This is a genomic window from Actinopolyspora lacussalsi subsp. righensis (genome assembly GCF_900116555.1).
Taxonomy (GTDB): domain Bacteria; phylum Actinomycetota; class Actinomycetes; order Mycobacteriales; family Pseudonocardiaceae; genus Actinopolyspora; species Actinopolyspora lacussalsi.
Genome location: NZ_FPAT01000009.1, coordinates 124,405 through 140,163, shown reverse-complemented (window position 1 = coordinate 140,163; position 15,759 = coordinate 124,405). Strand labels below are relative to the sequence as shown.

The 15,759-nt window shown below is 67.7% G+C and carries 13 protein-coding genes; 4 read left to right on the top strand and 9 right to left on the bottom strand.

Features of this window, described 5'->3' with window-relative positions; genetic code table 11:
- Nucleotides 1–35: 35 nt before the first annotated feature.
- Nucleotides 36–2,621, bottom strand: a complete 2,586-nt coding sequence (locus tag BM394_RS16475; RefSeq protein WP_092979592.1) for a bifunctional FO biosynthesis protein CofGH — start codon at nt 2,619–2,621, stop codon at nt 36–38.
- Nucleotides 2,622–2,822: 201 nt separating this feature from the next.
- Here BM394_RS16475 and BM394_RS16470 point away from each other — a divergent pair, with 201 nt between their 5' ends.
- Nucleotides 2,823–4,292, top strand: coding sequence for a S8 family peptidase (locus tag BM394_RS16470; protein WP_092979522.1), 1,470 nt, complete (start codon nt 2,823–2,825; stop codon nt 4,290–4,292).
- Nucleotides 4,293–4,886: 594 nt separating this feature from the next.
- On the opposite strand, the gene BM394_RS16465 is transcribed toward BM394_RS16470, so the two are convergent.
- Nucleotides 4,887–5,804 carry a 1,4-dihydroxy-2-naphthoyl-CoA synthase gene (locus tag BM394_RS16465; protein WP_092979521.1) on the bottom strand — a complete coding sequence of 306 codons (918 nt, stop codon included), beginning with the start codon at nt 5,802–5,804 and terminating at the stop codon, nt 4,887–4,889.
- Between the two features lie 209 nt (nt 5,805–6,013).
- Between BM394_RS16465 and BM394_RS16460 the strand changes: the two genes are divergently transcribed.
- Nucleotides 6,014–6,808 (top strand): alpha/beta fold hydrolase, encoded by a 795-nt coding sequence (locus tag BM394_RS16460; protein WP_092979520.1) that lies wholly within the window; start codon nt 6,014–6,016, stop codon nt 6,806–6,808.
- A 4-nt stretch (nt 6,809–6,812) separates the two neighbouring features.
- Here BM394_RS16460 and BM394_RS16455 read toward each other — a convergent pair whose 3' ends face one another.
- Both BM394_RS16455 and BM394_RS16450 read right to left on the bottom strand, forming a co-directional pair.
- Nucleotides 6,813–7,592 (bottom strand): helix-turn-helix domain-containing protein, encoded by a 780-nt coding sequence (locus tag BM394_RS16455; RefSeq protein ID WP_092979519.1) that lies wholly within the window; start codon nt 7,590–7,592, stop codon nt 6,813–6,815.
- Nucleotides 7,593–8,053: 461 nt separating this feature from the next.
- A complete protein-coding gene (locus BM394_RS16450; RefSeq protein ID WP_092979591.1) occupies nt 8,054–8,860 on the bottom strand; it encodes an exodeoxyribonuclease III in 807 nt (268 codons plus the stop codon).
- A 233-nt stretch (nt 8,861–9,093) separates the two neighbouring features.
- Between BM394_RS16450 and BM394_RS16445 the strand changes: the two genes are divergently transcribed.
- Nucleotides 9,094–10,743 (top strand): adenosine deaminase family protein, encoded by a 1,650-nt coding sequence (locus BM394_RS16445; protein WP_092979518.1) that lies wholly within the window; start codon nt 9,094–9,096, stop codon nt 10,741–10,743.
- A gap of 171 nt (nt 10,744–10,914) precedes the next feature.
- Here BM394_RS16445 and BM394_RS16440 read toward each other — a convergent pair whose 3' ends face one another.
- Complete coding sequence (locus tag BM394_RS16440; RefSeq protein ID WP_217643546.1) at nt 10,915–13,059, bottom strand: MMPL family transporter; 2,145 nt, start codon at nt 13,057–13,059, stop codon at nt 10,915–10,917.
- Nucleotides 13,060–13,181: 122 nt separating this feature from the next.
- On the opposite strand from BM394_RS16440, the gene BM394_RS16435 reads away from it, so the two are divergent.
- The gene (locus BM394_RS16435; RefSeq protein WP_092979517.1) at nt 13,182–13,712 is read left to right on the top strand and encodes a MarR family winged helix-turn-helix transcriptional regulator; all 531 of its coding nucleotides are present in this window, start codon (nt 13,182–13,184) and stop codon (nt 13,710–13,712) included.
- A gap of 51 nt (nt 13,713–13,763) precedes the next feature.
- Here the strand turns inward: BM394_RS16435 and BM394_RS16430 are convergent, their stop codons facing one another.
- From BM394_RS16430 to BM394_RS16415, 4 genes are all read right to left on the bottom strand, one after another.
- Nucleotides 13,764–14,216, bottom strand: a complete 453-nt coding sequence (locus tag BM394_RS16430) for a hypothetical protein (RefSeq protein ID WP_092979516.1) — start codon at nt 14,214–14,216, stop codon at nt 13,764–13,766.
- A 31-nt stretch (nt 14,217–14,247) separates the two neighbouring features.
- Nucleotides 14,248–14,946, bottom strand: coding sequence for a WXG100 family type VII secretion target (locus tag BM394_RS16425; RefSeq protein WP_139235245.1), 699 nt, complete (start codon nt 14,944–14,946; stop codon nt 14,248–14,250).
- A gap of 31 nt (nt 14,947–14,977) precedes the next feature.
- Nucleotides 14,978–15,307 carry a hypothetical protein gene (locus tag BM394_RS16420; RefSeq protein WP_092625317.1) on the bottom strand — a complete coding sequence of 110 codons (330 nt, stop codon included), beginning with the start codon at nt 15,305–15,307 and terminating at the stop codon, nt 14,978–14,980.
- 122 nt (nt 15,308–15,429) lie between these two features.
- Nucleotides 15,430–15,684: a hypothetical protein gene (locus BM394_RS16415; RefSeq protein ID WP_092922821.1), complete on the bottom strand. Its 255-nt coding sequence runs from the start codon at nt 15,682–15,684 to the stop codon at nt 15,430–15,432.
- Between the last annotated feature and the right edge of the window lie 75 nt (nt 15,685–15,759).

Genomic DNA, 15,759 nt, shown 5'->3' with positions numbered 1-15,759 from the left:
CCACCACCGGAACGGGCGGGACCGGTTCGACCTGGTCAGCCGTGCGCCGAAACGCCCAACGACATCACGGGGACGGGACCGTAATCGGTGCCGCGTTGCCGTGCCCGCCTTCCGGCGGCGGCGGAGACCTCGTCCAACTGCTCGATGGTTCGCTGGGAGCCGTGCTCGGAACCGGCCATCCTGCTGATGGTCTCCTCCATCAGCGTTCCGCCGAGGTCGTTCGCGCCGCCGCGCAGCACCTCGACCGTGCCCTCGTCACCCAGCTTGACCCAGGAGCACTGCACGTTGTCCACCCTGCCGTGCAGTGCCAGCCGTGCCATAGCGTGCACCGCACGGTTGTCCCTGCGGGTGGGGCCGGGGCGGGCCAGCCCCGCGAGATAGATGGGTGCGTTGCGGTGCACGAAGGGCAGCGCGACGAACTCGGTGAACCCGGCCGCGCCGTTCTCGCGCGCGGTGTCCTGCACACCGGCCAGCGTGCGCAGATGCCCCAGCCAGTGCTCGGGGGTGTCCACGTGGCCGTACATCATGGTCGACGAGGAACGGATTCCCAGCCGGTGGGCGGTGCTGACCACGTCGATCCACTCGGCGGCGGGCAGCTTGCCCTTGGTCAGTATCCAGCGGACGTCGTCGTCGAGTATCTCGGCCGCGGTGCCGGGGATGGTGTCCAGCCCGGCATCGCGCAGCTCGGTCAGCCACTCCGCGACGCTCACGCCCGCCTTGGACGCGGCGCTTACTATCTCCATCGGGCTGAAGGCGTGCACGTGCATGTCGGGCACCCGGTTCTTGACCGCCCGCACCAGGTCCGCGTACGCCCCGACCGGCAGCCGGGGGTCGATACCTCCCTGCATGCAGACCTCGGTGGCACCGGCACGGCGGGCCTCCTCCGCTCGGTCCGCGACGTCCTCGGGCGAGAGCCGGAACGCGTCCGCGTCGCGTTCCCGCTGTGCGAAGGCGCAGAACCTGCATCCCACGTAGCAGACGTTGGAGAAGTTGATGTTGCGGTTGACCACGTAGGTGACGTCCTGCCCGACCACGTCGGCACGCAGCGCGTCGGCGAGTCGCGCCATCTCGTCGAGCGCGGCTCCGTCGCAGGTGAGCAGCGCCATCGCCGCGTCGGTGTTGCCCGGTTCCAGCAGTGCCGCCGGATCGTGCTCGGCCAGTCGGAGTCCCGCCGCGACATCCGAGTCGAGCCGTTCCGGCTCCCTGGCGGCGGGCAGCTTCTCCCGCAGTTCCTCCCAGTCGCCGTAGACACTGTCGAAGTCACTACGGCGGTCGGCGCTGCGTCCCTCGGTGTCGATGCTGCTGTTGAGATCGGTGCGGCCGATCGATTCGAGACCGCCGTCCGGCTCCTGCCACTCCCGACCGACCGGTTGCGCCTCCGGATCGGCCATGCCCTCCGAATCGGCCAGCTCGGCGACGTGGGTGGCGATCCTGGGATCCAGCCAGGCGGTGCTGTCGCCGGCCAGCCCGGCACGCACGTACTTCGGGTACGCGGTCAGCCGCTGCCGCAGCTCGAACCCGCCCGCCGCGGTCTGCTCCGCCAGTTCCTCCACCCTGGGCCAGGGGCGCTCCGGATTCACGTGATCCGGCGTCACGGGTGAGACCCCGCCCCAGTCATCGATCCCCGCGCGCAGCAGCAGGCCGTGCTCGTCCCCCACCAGGTTCGGTGGGGCCTGCACGCTCACCCCGGAGGGCATGAGCAGCCGGGCGACGGCCACCGTCGCCGCGAGTTCGTGCAGATCCGCGTCCGGCATGCCGCGCATGGCCGTGTCCGGTTTGGCCCGGAAGTTCTGCACGATGACTTCCTGCAGATGACCGTACTGCCTGGCGCTGGCACGCAGTTCCAGCAGCGAGTCGGCCCGTTCCGCGAGCGTCTCACCGATTCCGATGAGGATTCCGCTGGTGAACGGCACGGCCACCCGGCCCGCGTCGGCGAGCACCCGGAGCCGCACCGAGGGTTCCTTGTCCGGACTCGCGTAGTGCGGATTGCCCGGTCGGCTCCACAGTCGCTCCGATGTGGTCTCCAGCATCATGCCCATGCTGGGGGCCACCGGTTTCAGCCTGGTCAGCTCCGACCAGCCGAGCACGCCTGGGTTGAGGTGCGGCAGCAGACCGGTCTCCTCCAGCACCGCGATCGCGCAGGAGCGCAGGTAGTCGACCGTGGACGAGTAGCCGCGTTCGTGCAGCCAGTCGGCCGCGTCCTGCCAGCGCTCCTCGGGACGGTCGCCGAGGGTGAACAGGGCCTCCTTGCAACCGGACTCGGCCCCTCGTCTGGCGATGTCGAGAACTTCCTCCCGTTCCAGGAAGGGCGCGGACACCTTGTGCGGCACCGTGGCGAAGGTGCAGTAGTGGCACCGGTCCCGACACAACCGGGTAAGCGGAACGAAGACCTTGCGGCTGTAGCTGACGACGCCGAACCGTCCCTCGGCACGCAGATGCGCGTCGCGGACCCTGCCCGCTGCTTCCAGCAACGTCCCGAGGTCCTCGCCACGGGCGTGCAGCAGCACTGCGGCCTCGGTGCTGTCCAGCGCCACCCCTTCGGTAGCTCTGCGCAGCGCACGACGCATCGCGGACGGGCTGGGGGCTGGTTCGGGCGGTGGCACTTCGAGATCGACCGACACGCCAACACCGTAACCGTCCGGCGAGCACCGCCACACCGAGAACAACGGCGCGATGCGTCACAGCACCTACGCGCGGTGTAACTCGATTACTCCATAAAGGTCTATCCACTAGCCGTATCGGGGCGCAGACTCCCACATTCAGTAACCCTGTTCACCTGTTCGGGAGGCTCGGTGTCACCCAAACCTCTGAGACTCAAACCATTGCGGACTATCGGCTCCGCACTGGCCCTGACCCTGCTGGCGCCCGCGGTAGCCGCGGCCGGGCCGTCGGACTCCGCCGGCACCGGAGACCCCGCCCACTTCATCGTGGTCGGACCCCAGCACGGCGGTCTGGAACGCACCGCCGATTCGGTACGCGCCGCCGACGGCGAAGTCGTGCAGAGCTGGCCCGAGATCGGCGTACTGCTGGCCACCTCGCGCGATTCGGAGTTCGCCGAGGCCGTACGTGGTGATCCCGGCGTACGAGCGGCGGGGGCGAGCCGCAACCTCGCCGAACAGCTCCCCGAGAACAGCGGTGAATCCGACTCGGAGACGCTGGAGAAACGCCGGGGCACCCTCGCGGCCGACACCGCGACCCGCTCCAGCGAGGACGGCGAGGAGCCGCTCGCCGCCGAGCAGTGGGACATGCGGATGATCAACGCCGACGAGGCCCACGAGAACTCCGACAGCGGCAAGGGCGCGACCGTGGGCGTGCTCGACTCGGGCATCGACCCGGAGCACCCGGACCTGGCGGCCAATCTGGACACCAGCCGGTCGGTTGGCTGCACCGAGAACGGCACACCGGACCGTTCGCGGCAGGCTTGGGCCCCGACTACGAGCGGGCACGGTACGCACGTCGCCGGCACGGTCGCCGCCGCGAACAACGGCGTGGGCATCTCCGGGGTCGCCCCGAACGCGACGCTGGTGTCGATCAAGGTCGTCAACGACGAGGGCTTCATCTACCCCGGCTCGGCGATCTGCGGGTTCATGTGGGCCGCCGAGCACGGCATCGACGTGACCAACAGCTCCTACTTCATCGACCCCTGGTACCTGTGGTGCCAGCGTGACCGCGACCAGGCGGCCGTGGCGGAGGCGGTTCGCCGGGCGGTGAACCACGCCAGGGGCAACGACGTGCTCAACGTCGTCGCGGCGGGCAACAGCAACTGGAACCTGTCGAAGCGGATCCACGACACCAACAGTCCGAACAACGGCGGTCCCACCGAGGACCGCTGGGCGGGCAACGGATGCCAGGTGCTGCCCGGTGAGCTGCCCGGCATGGTGACGGTTTCGGCCGTGGGGCCGGAGTCGAGCAAGTCCTTCTACTCCAACTACGGCATCGGTTCGGTGGACGTGGCCGCACCGGGCGGCGACAGCAGGCAGACCGCCGACACACCCTCCGGCAACGGCAGCGTGCTGTCCACGCTGCCGGACGGCGAGTACGGCTTCTACCAGGGCACCTCGATGGCCTCGCCGCACGTCGCCGGGGTCGCCGCCCTGATCCGGGCGGAGCACCCGAGGTGGGACGCGCGGATGGTCGACGCCGCCCTGCGCTGGCAGGCCGACAGCGTGCCGTGCCCGAAGAGCTACGACACCGACGGTGACGGCGAGGACGACGCCAAGTGCCGCGGCGGCAGGACCGGCGCCGGCTTCTACGGCGCGGGCATCGTCGACGCGCTCAAGGCAGTGCGCTGACGAGCGGAGTTCGTTCGAAAAGCACGCACGCGGGGTCTTCTCGGGCCGATTCCGGGAAGACCCCGTTCGCGTCTCGGCCCGCCCCGACTTCCGCGGGGCGACTCCCGAGGCGAGCTGTCGCCGCCCCTCCACCGAGGTCTGTGGCGACGTTCGCGGTTTTTACCGGGGAGCCGAAGTTCACCGACGGGTTCGTCGCGGCATCGCGGCCGTTCGGAAGCGGACACCGATCCGGGCGCTCTTGTCCGGACAGATGCAGAAGTGCATCCCGCAGACGGGGCATCTCGGGGGCGTTCGGTGTTGCGGCATACCCTCTCCTCACTGCGCTGCTCGAGTTCCGAGCCGCTCGGCGTCCACGAGTACCGCTCGTCGTCCGGCTTCCCGAGGACTTCGGCCACGGTTCACGAACGGCTTTGATCAACGGTGCCACCGGTCGACCGAACGGATCGCTGCTCCGTTGGGACGCAGGGGGTACGGCGGAGGTTGCACCGGCCGGGCGTGGTTCCACGAACGGAGGTTCGGACGAGGGTTCGGACGCACCCCGGCGTCGATTTCTCGCGAAATCGACGCGCCCAGGGCCGCGGGTCAAAGCAACGATCAGTAGTACCAGGGGAACTCCGACCAGTCGGGGGTCCGCTTCTCCAGGAACGAGTCGCGCCCCTCGGCCGCCTCGTCGGTCATGTACGCGAGCCGGGTCGTCTCCCCCGCGAACACCTGCTGGCCGACCAGTCCGTCGTCGATGGCGTTGAAGGCGTACTTGAGCATGCGCTGCGCGGTCGGGGACTTGCCGTTGATCTCGCGGGACCACCGCAACGCCGTCTCCTCCAGCTCACCGTGGGGAACCACCTCGTTGACCATCCCCATCCGGTGGGCCTGCTCCGCGTCGTAGGGGCGACCGAGGAAGAAGATCTCGCGGGCGAACTTCTGTCCTACCTGGCGCGCCAGGTAGGCGGAACCGAACCCGCCGTCGAAGCTGCCGACATCGGCGTCGGTCTGCTTGAACCGCGCGTGCTCGGCGCTGGCGAGCGTGAGGTCGCAAACCACGTGCAGGCTGTGCCCGCCCCCGGCAGCCCAACCGGGAACCACCGCGACGACGACCTTGGGCATGAACCGGATCAGCCGCTGCACCTCCAGGATGTGCAGCCTTCCCGCCCGGGCGGGGTCGACGGTCTCGGCGGTCTCGCCCTCGGCGTACCGGTAACCGGAGCGCCCCCGGATTCGCTGGTCACCGCCGGAGCAGAAGGCCCAACCACCGTCCTTGGGGGACGGACCGTTCCCCGTGAGCAACACACAACCGACGTCGCTGGTCATCCGGGCGTGGTCGAGCGCGCGGTATAACTCGTCGACGGTGTGCGGACGGAAAGCGTTCCGTGACTCGGGGCGGTCGAACGCGATGCGGACGGTGCCCTTGCCCGGGCCGTCCTCGACGCAACGGTGGTAAGTGATGTCGGTGAAGTCGAAACCCGCCACAGGCTGCCACACGGCCGGATCGAACAGTTCGGAGATAGGCTGCATGTGTGTCGTCACGACCACGACGATAAGCCACCGCGTCCGTCACGGGCCGTCCGGTCACGCATCGAGGCCGTCCGGTCACTTGTCGATCGCGAGTGCTCCCTCGTGGGAGCCGGGACTTGCGCACCCACCAACGGAACTTCGTAGTATCGCAAAATCGGGCCGATCCCGGGCACCGGCCGGAGCGGAAGCACTTCGCGAGAGGAACACGAATGCCACTGTCCCGCATCAACGGACACGACCTGTACTTCGCGGACACCGGGGGCGAGGAACGTCCCGCCGTACTGCTGGGGCACGGCTTCTTCCTGGACCACACCATGTTCACCGCACAGGCCGACGCTCTCGCGGCCCGCGGCTACCGCGTGGTTACCTGGGACGCACGTGGTCACGGCGACAGCCCGGCCGGGGACGAGCCGTTCACCTATTGGGACATCGCTCGCGACCTGATCGGCCTGATGGATCACCTGGGCATCCAGGACGCGGTCGTCGGTGGTCTGTCGCAGGGTGGGTTCACCGCACTGCGTACGGCACTGCTCGCACCGCACCGGGTCACCGGCCTCCTGTTGCTGGACACCGAGGCGCACCCACTGTCCGATGCGGATTACCACGACTACACCGCCCTGTTCGGCGGACTGACCGAGCAGGGCCCCGTGGACGAGCTACTCGTTCCGCTGTCACAGCAGATCATCGGGGACCACCCGCGAGCGGCCCACTGGAGGGAGCGCTGGAAAACCCGCCCGCTCCCCCTCGGCCACCCCGTGCGGTGCCTACTCGAACGCGACGACATCACCGCTCGCGCCGGTGAGATCACGTCCCCCACACTGCTGATACGCGGTTCGAAGGACGTCTCCATCCCCCGGGAACGTATGGAGTTCCTCGCGTCCGCCATCCCGCGGGCGAGTTCGCCGCACGAGGTGGACGGGGCGGCCCACGCGCCACCCGTGACGCATCCCGGGGAAACCACCTCGCTGCTGCTGTCCTTCTTGGACTCCCTGGGTCGTCGGTAACGCCCTAGCGTGCCGGAATTCCCAGGTAGAGCTGCATTTCCTGGCTCGGGTCCGGAATCGGGTAGACCTGTGCCAACAACTCGACCCGTCGCCCGCGATCGAGGTCGTGGACCAGGAAATGCGGCTTGTGACGCCCCAGGATCACCTCCTGCAACTTCCACATCCGCACGAACTCCGTCGACCGCGAGAGCATGTCCAGAACCTCGTCGAACACCGGGTTACCGGGCCTGCGTGCCATGAGGGCACGTAGCCAGGCCACCGTCAGCCGCGCCTCGTGCTCCCACTCGACCATGACAGCCTTGGACTCCGGCATGAAGAAGAACCAGGTCAACACGTTGCCGACCTCGGTGATACGCCGAAACACCCGGCGGTACTCCGCGTTGGAGTACAACACGTTCCAGCCCTCGTCGACGTAGGCGGCCAAACTCGGATGCAGCCCGTCGGCCGCCTCGCGCTGCACCGACGTCACTTCCTGTAGCCGCGTCGGTTCCGTCTGGTCACCGCGCTGGACGCCGGCCAGGTCGTGGAGGTGCTGCCGTTCCACCGAGATGCTCCCCAGCGCGTCGGCCAGGCGATCCACCACCGCCGCGGAGGGATTGTCCGCGTGGCCCTGTTCCAGCTTCTGGACGTACCCCACGCTGGCGCGCGCGGCCGTCGCCAACTCCGCCCGGTTCATCGCGGGGCGCGGTGTCCGGTAAGCCGGGTCGGGCGCGAACTCTGCCGGTGGAGCACCTGATCTCAGGTGGCGTAAATAGCTACCGAAGCTCGGCGGTTCGATGATCACGTCACGATTCTATGCCGAAACCCGCCGTGCACGGTGACAGGTTGACTACCAGCAGTGGCCGAAATGAGGACCGTGCGGCGCGAGGCCGCTCCCGAACGGGCCGCTCGACCTCCACGAGGGCCACCTCCGGACCCATCAGGCAGGACGGACACCCACCGTGGCCGGTGTCCCTGGCAGGGATATCCCCGACGGGGGTATCCCCACTGGTCACAGTTGTCCGCCGGAGCCGCCACCGCCCAGAATCCAACACGTGGCAGGCGAACACGACACCGGGCGGAACTCCGACCACCGGGAGAACCGCCCAATGGGGTACTCGAACCGACCTCGGTCGGCGAGATACACGGGGTCACGGGTGTCACGGAAAACCTGCCCCTGGGGGAAAGGTCTCGGCACCATGTCACTGTCGAGACCGACGGCCGGGGAGTAACAGCTCCCCGGCCCTGGGGGATTCTTCGGCGCGGTTACGGCTTCGGCCAGTCGAAGGAGACAGTCACCGGTGCGTGATCGCTCCAGCGCTTGTCATAGCTCGGAGCCCGCTCGACCCTCGCCTCCGAGGCGCGCTCGGCCAGCCGCTCGGTGGCGACGTGATAATCGATCCGCCAACCGGAGTCGTTGTCGAAGGCCTTGCCCCGGTAGGACCACCACGAGTACGGCCCGGGCCCCTCCGGGAACCGGCGGCGTACCACGTCCGCGTACTCCGCCTCGTCGAACACCCTGCTCAGCCAGGTACGCTCCTCCGGCAGGAACCCCGCCGACTTGCGGTTGTTCTTCCAGTTCTTCAGGTCGATCTCCTGGTGCGCGATGTTCCAGTCACCGCAGACCAGCACTTCCTTGCCCCGCTGCCGCGCCCGGTCGCGCAACTGGTGCAGGTACGGCAGGAACTCCGCCATGAAGCGTTCCTTCTCGTCCTGCTTGGGCGTGCCCGCCTCCCCGCTCGGCAGGTACAGGCTGCCCACCACCAACCCGTCCAGCTCCGCCTCGGCGTAACGGCCGCTGTCGTCGAACTCCTCGGAGCCGAATCCGATCCTGGTGACCTCGGGTTCGGTACGGCTGTAGATGGCGACCCCGCTGCGCCCCTTGTCCGCGCTCGGCGCCAGCAGCGTGTACCAACCGGCGGGCGCACGCGCGGCCTCCGGAAGCTGGTCGTATTCCGCCCGCGTCTCCTGCATGCAGACCACGTCGGCGTCGGTGGCGGCCAGCCACTCGACGAAGCCCTTCTTGGCGGCGGCACGCAGGCCGTTGACATTCACCGTCGAGACAGTCAGCACGCGGCCGAGCATAACCACCGCCCGCTGCCGCGCTACCCCCGGCGGCCGTTCCGATTCGTCCGCATGGCCGGAGTCGGTGCTGCCGGAGAACCAACTTTCGGGGGCTCGACCTTCCTCCCACCGGATGAAAATACGTCCTCCGGACTGGTTATGGAGATCATGATCGGGGATCGTCGGCGGGTCGTGTGTGTCGTGCACGGCCCAGAGAACGACTTCCCCAGGGAGAATCTTTGATGAAGCCGCTCGGTGGGAGCGCACGCTCCCGGACGGCAGGAAGACGCCGACGCGCCACCGGCACGGGAGGCATCACGCTCGCGGTACTGCTCACCGCCGCCTCGCTTCCGATGCTGATGGCGCAACCGCGATCCGCCGAGGCGGAGACCACCCCGGGCGAGAAGGCCCCGGCGTGCGCACCGTGGGACCGGGAGTGCCGGGTTAACCGGTACCTGGACCGGATACGCGATCGCCCGGAGAAGCTCGACGAGTTCCTGCGCGGAATGCCGAAGGGAGGTGACCTGCACAACCACCTCTCCGGCTCGGTCTCCACCGAGTCGTTGATCCGCTACGCCGCCGAGGACGGACGCTGCATCGACGCCGAGACCATGCAGTCCTCACTCGCCCCCTGCACCGAGGGACAACGTCCCGCCTCGGACGCGATGAGCGATCCGAAGTTTCGCGAGCGGGTGATCGAGACGTGGTCGATGGCCGGTTTCGAGCCCGGCGGCGAGGAGTCGGGGCACGACCACTTCTTCGCCACCTTCGGCAAGTTCTGGGCGGCCACCGAGGGACGTGACGGCGACATGCTCGCCGAGGTGGCGGGTGACCTCGCCGAGCAGAACCAGTTCTACCTCGAAACGCTGCTGTCCAGGCAGTCCGAGGCCCGCGGGGAGCTCGTGGAGCGCGTCGGTTTCGACCCGCGTTCCGAACGGGATTTCCGGCGGCTGCGCACCACGCTGCTCCGCGAGGGCATGGCGGAGGTCGAACGCGACGCGCGGCGTGCGACGGATCGGGACTTCGCGCGCTACCGCGAGCTGCTGAACTGCGGCACCCCGAGTGCCCGCCCCGGATGCGATGTGGAGATCCGGCTGGACTACCAGGTGGCGCGGGCGAACTCCCCCGCGAGCGTGTTCACGCAGTTGCTGCTCGGGTTCGAGCTGGCGCAGAGCGATCCGCGATTCGTGGGCGTCAACATGGTCCAGCCCGAGGACCACGAGATCTCGCTGCGGGACTACACCCTGCACATGCGGATGATCGACTACCTGAGCGGGCAGTACCCCGGCGTGTCGATCACACTGCACGCCGGTGAGCTCGTTCCGGGGCTGGTCAAGCCCGAGGAGCTGACCTACCACATCGACCAGGCCGTGCGGATCGCCGGAGCCGACCGGATCGGCCACGGGATAGATCTGGTGCACGAGGACGACTGGCGGGCGCTGGCCGATCACATGGCCGCACGCGACATCGCGGTCGAGGTGCCGCTTACCAGCAACTGCCAGATACTGCGGGTCTGCGGCCCGGAGGAGCACCCGCTGCCCGAGTACATGGCGCACGATGTTCCCTTCGCACTGGCCACCGACGACCCCGGTGTCTCCCGCAGCGACATCACCGCCCAGTACCGGCGGGCCGCCACGGACTTCGGGCTGAACTACTCGCAGCTCAAGGCCAGTGCCCGGACCTCGCTGGAACAGGCTTTCGTGCAAGGGGAGAGTCTGTGGGCAGCCTCCGAGTCCCGGCGGATGAAACCGGCGTGCGCCTCGGACACGCCGGGCTTCGGCGAGCCGGACGCGGCGTGTGCCGAACTGCTGTCGAACAGCACGAAGGCGAAGTCGCAGTGGCGGCAGGAGGCCGCGTTCCAGGCGTTCGAGACCTACTACGCGTACAAGTGACAGTCCCGCGATGAGTAGCACTTCGTCGACTCGGTTTTCCGCCGCGCTCGCTCGGCGGAACCTCTCGCGGGCTCCCGCTCCGGCGAGGCCCGACATCGAATAGGTGCCTCCGGTGGCGACCGCCGTCGATGTCGAGTCCGCTGTGGACCAACCACGGCGGCGGTCGCCCCCTCACCTGTCCGTCCCCGTCGCCTGTCGGTCTCGGCGCCCCAAGCGGGCGGGCCACCAAATGGTTCTGCCGATGTCCAGGGACAGCGCGGGTACCAGCAGCGAACGTACGACCAGCGTGTCCAGCAGCACCCCGAACGCCACGATGAACGCGAGCTGGGCGAGGAACAGGATCGGCAGTACCGCCAGCGCCGCGAACGTGGCCGCCAGCACCACTCCGGCAGAAGTGATCACACCACCGGTGACCGACAGCGCACGCAGCACACCGGTCCGGTTGTCCGAGCGACGCACTTCTTCCCGCGCTCGAGTCATCAGGAAGATGTTGTAGTCGATTCCCAGGGCGACCAGGAACACGAAGCCGTACAGCGGGACGACCGGGTCCGCGCCGGGCATGTCGAAGACGTGGTTGAACACGAGCGCGGACACGCCCATCGTCGCCGCGAAGGAGAGCACCACGGTGGCGAGCAGCACCAGTGGAGCTACCAGGGCGCGCAACAGCAACGCCAGTACCACGAGGATGACCAGCAGCACGATCGGAATGATCACGGAGCGGTCGCGCTCGGCGGTCAGCCGGGTGTCGAGCTGGATCGCGCTCGTTCCGCCGACCAGCGCGTCGGCCCCCTCGACGGGGTGCACCGAGTCGCGGATCCGCTGGACGGTCGCGAGGGCCGCCTCCGAGTCGGCCGGATCGGTGAGCACGGCTTCGACGCGGACCCGCCCGTCGACCACCTTGGGGGTGCCCGCCGCTGTCCTGGTGACCGAGACTTCGGCCACGCCGGGAACGTCAGCGGCTCGCACCACGCGCTCGGTGCTGTCGGCGTCGGCGATGATCACGGTGGGGGCTCCCGATCCGGCGGGGAAGTGCTCGGCGAGCACTTCCTGTCCCGCGACCGATTCGACCGGTGTCAGGAAGACGTCCGACTGCGCGGTGCCACCGGCCCGCAGCTGCGGCAGTCCGAGCGTGCCGATGAGCAGGACCACCGTGGTGCCGATCCAGATCGCCCGGGGAGTCCTGCCCACCAGGGAACTGACCCGCTCCCAGAACGCCGCGCGACGTGGTTCGGGCTCCGCCACCGCGTCGTCCTGCCCCGCGGTTTCCCGTGGGGGCGGGAAGGGCCAGAAGGCGACGCGGCCGGACAGCGCGAGCACGGCGGGCAGGAAGGTGGTCGAGGCCAGCAGCGCGGCGGCGATGCCGATGGCCGCCACGGGGCCGAGGCTCTTGTTGGAGTTCAGGTCGCTGAACAGCAGGCACAGCAGGCCCAGGATGACCGTGCCCGCGGAGGCGAGGATCGGCTCCAGTGTGGCGCGCCAGGAGCGCAGGACGGCGCGGTACTTGTCGGGGCTCGCGCGCAGTTCCTCCCTGAACCGTGCGACGAACAGCAGTGCGTAGTCCGTGGCGGCGCCGACCACCAGGATGAACAGGATTCCCTGGCTCTGGCCGTTGAGGGTGAGGACGTCGGCCGCTGCCAGGAAGTAAACGGCGAGGCTGGCGACGCCGAGTGCGAAAACCGCACTGAGCAGCACCAGTACCGGCAGCAGCGGACTGCGGTAGACCAGGATCAGGATCAGGAGAACCACACCACCGGCGACGAGCAGCAGCAGTCCGTCGACTCCGCTGAACGCCTCGGCCAGATCGGCTGACTGTGCGGCGGGGCCGCTGACCAGGGTGGTCAGCCCGGTGGGTGACTGTTCCAGGAGGTTACGCATCTCCGAGACCGCGTTCGCGGGTTCGGCACCGGAGTCGATCGAGACGATCACCTGCACCGCCTGGTCGTCCCGGGGTGAGGGGATCGGGGGCGAGACGCGCTCGACCCCTTCGATCGACGCGATCCGCTCGGAGATCCCGGTCAGGTACTGGCGGTCGGAACCGGTGATTCCCCGAGTTCGCTCGGCCACGACGAAGGCCGGGATGCGCTGTCCGCCGGAGAACTGCCGCTGCAGTTCGTTGACCTTGGTGGCCTCGGCGGAGGCGGGCAGGAAGGTGGAGCTGTCGTTCTCGGAGACCTCGGCCAGCTTGCCCGCGAACGGCCCACCGATGCCGCCGAGACCCAGCCAGGCGATCACCAGCAGCGCCGGGACCAGCCATCGCAACCGCCGCACCTTCGGGGGATGCTGGTCCTCGTCGGAGGAGTGGCCGGTGGAGATCATGTGGGTTCCTAGTCGTCGAGGGTTCTCGGCGAAGCTCGAAGCGGAGCATTACTAGCGCCATAGAATAATTCGACTGTCGAAATACTGCGACAGCAGGGGCGACACGGAACGAAGGAGGAACCATGACCTCGGCGAACGACCAGGACAGCGAGGACCCGGCGAACACGGGAGAAACGGGCGAAACCGGCACCGGTTACGAGGGCAACGTGGTGCTGGGCAAGCTGTTGCGACAGCTCAACGTCGAGCTCGACCGGTTCAACGTGCTGTTCGGTGATGCCCACGGTCTGCACCAAACCGACCTGAACGCGCTCGTCACGATCCTCGACGCGGCCAACCGGCAGGAACCGATGACACCGAGCAGGCTCGCGGCGACCCTCGACATGAGCGTTTCGGCCACCACGGCACTGCTGGAGCGGCTGGAGTCGCTCGGCCACATCACCAGGGAGCGCAGCGAGGTCGACCGGCGCAGGGTAGACCTGGACATCCACGACACCGCCAGGCAGGTCGGTGGCGAGTTCTACCGGCCGCTGCTGCGGGAGCTCGGTGGCGCCTGGGACGGGTTCAGCGCCGAACAGCGGGAGACGATCAGGCAGTTCCTCGTCGCCACGATCGATGCCACGGAGCGTGCGCGCGAGACGTTCTCACCGCGGTGAGGAGGCGGAGCGAGCGAAGCGGAACTCGTACCGCTGCTCGCTCGGGGTCTCCTACCAGCGATCGTCGCGCAGGAAACTCTGATTCTCGAAGTATTCGTCGTCGGAGATCGGCTCCTCGACCGGAGATTTCTCAGCAGGGGTTTCCTGCGGCAGATAACGCTCGACGGGTTCTCCCTCGACCGCCGCACGCAGCAGGCGACCGCCTTCCTCGAAGGAAGCGTAGTAGGCTTCCGTCCATTCGGGATCGCACTCACCGCGTTTGATCTCGCCCCACGTAACCTCCCCCCGGTCCACCATGAGCTGGAGTCGACGCAACTCCGCCCCTGCCTGCCCGGAGCGGTAGTACTCGGTGATCTCCTCGTTCTGCCGTTCGGTCAGGGGCGGATAGTTCTCGCGCGCCTCCCGCAGGGAGCTCTCGTGTTCCTGCCTCATCCGCTCGAACTCGGCGGCGCCCTGTTGATAGCGGTCTTCGACCGCGCGCAGCCGTTCCGAAAAACTGCTCACCTTCGACCCTTTCCGGAGAGTTACGAACTAACTAGGAAGACGGTGCCACGTACCCCGAGTCCGGAAGCTCCACATTCACTACCGGAGTTTTGTCGTCGGCGATCTCCTGGACCGACTGGAAGAACTCGTTGGCGTATTTCACCAGGTTGATGAAAGCCGTCACCACTTTGCGGACGTCATTGATCAGTTTGACCGTGTCCCAAACCGCCTTGATGGCTTTGCCCTGCCCGTAGACCGGTATGGAGAACGAGGAAAGCGCCGCAGTGACGATACTCGCCACCGTCAAGATGGTCTGAATGACCATGTCAACGGTCTGCTGGGCGTTCTCGGCCAGGTCGATCAGTTTGTCCCGGATCGCGATACAGGCGTCGTGGTTCTGCTCGAACGCGGAATTCCACTGCCCCATGTGATCCTCGAAGGCCGTGGCCGCGTTTCCCTCCCAGAGCGGTTCGAGCGCACCCAATCCGGATTCGAGGTTCTCCTTGAGATCGAGGTTCGCCTTCGCGAGATTTTCCCACGTATCACGCAGGCTCAGTAGCTGTCCCCAGTTACCACCGACCCATTCGAGCAGTTCCTGAGCCGGACTCCAACCTACTATAGTCATGAAAGCGGAGTCGATCTCCCCGATCGCACCCAATGCTTCCTGCGCCGCGGCGCGAACCTCGGCCCCGTAGTCTCCCGGGGTGGTTAATCTCCTCGTAGGATCGACCACATCGGCGTATCCGGACATGATTTCCTCCCCAGTTCCGCTCCAAAGAATTTCAACCGTTCTCGAAGGAGCCGCCTCGGTAGCTCCGATCGAGGGTGGCCGAAGCCGAGTCGTCGTGCGAACGGTACACCCGCTCCGACTCCTGCAGCGCACCACCGGTTCGCTTCAGACCGCTGGCCATCTTTTCCAGAATTCCCAGCTGCCAGGCGACGAGCGGTTGGTACCCCTCGGCGATACCCGACAGAAGTCCCTGCATTTCCGATGTGTCGGAGCCGGGACCCGCCATGTAGCCACGGGCGGATTCCACGTGCCCCGCGTTCCTTTCCAGCTGTTCCGCGTAACCCGTTAGGGCCGACAACTCCACCCGGAACTTTTCACTCATTGGGTTCACCCCCCTCACGAGACGGCTGCACGGAACCGGCGTTTCCCGAGGGCGCGAAGCGGCGGCAAAGAAACAGTGCACACCGACCGTCCCACCACGCTCCACCCGACGGGCCGATCGAGCTACGGAGTGACGAGCACATAGGCACCCAACGGCAGTAAGAACACGGCGAGCACCGAGAGTGGAATCCCGATCGCCCGCTTCGGCCACACCGCCAGCACCGCCAACACCGCGGCCAGCAGGAACACTCCGGCCGCGAGGAGAGTCCGCCCGGAAAACGTCCCGAAAACGATCACCGCGACGGCGACCACCGAACCGACGATCCCGGTGAGTACCGCCCAGTCACGCCGCGAGGTCGGTATGATCAACCAATCCAAGAACCCTCTCCCAGCACTCGTTTTCCGGTTCGGCGCACTCTAGCACTCATCGCACCGCAGAAACCGGAGAACGCG

Bases quoted from the DNA above. Each gene is read 5' to 3' on its own strand.
- BM394_RS16465 (WP_092979521.1), bottom strand. From the start codon at position 5,804: ATGCAGCCTATCTCCGAACTGTTCGATCCGGCCGTGTGGCAGCCTGTG.
- BM394_RS16460 (WP_092979520.1), top strand. From the start codon at position 6,014: ATGCCACTGTCCCGCATCAACGGACACGACCTGTACTTCGCGGACACC.
- BM394_RS16445 (WP_092979518.1), top strand. From the start codon at position 9,094: ATGAAGCCGCTCGGTGGGAGCGCACGCTCCCGGACGGCAGGAAGACGC.
- BM394_RS16440 (WP_217643546.1), bottom strand. From the start codon at position 13,059: ATGATCTCCACCGGCCACTCCTCCGACGAGGACCAGCATCCCCCGAAG.
- BM394_RS16435 (WP_092979517.1), top strand. From the start codon at position 13,182: ATGACCTCGGCGAACGACCAGGACAGCGAGGACCCGGCGAACACGGGA.
- BM394_RS16425 (WP_139235245.1), bottom strand. From the start codon at position 14,946: ATGTCCGGATACGCCGATGTGGTCGATCCTACGAGGAGATTAACCACC.
- BM394_RS16420 (WP_092625317.1), bottom strand. From the start codon at position 15,307: ATGAGTGAAAAGTTCCGGGTGGAGTTGTCGGCCCTAACGGGTTACGCG.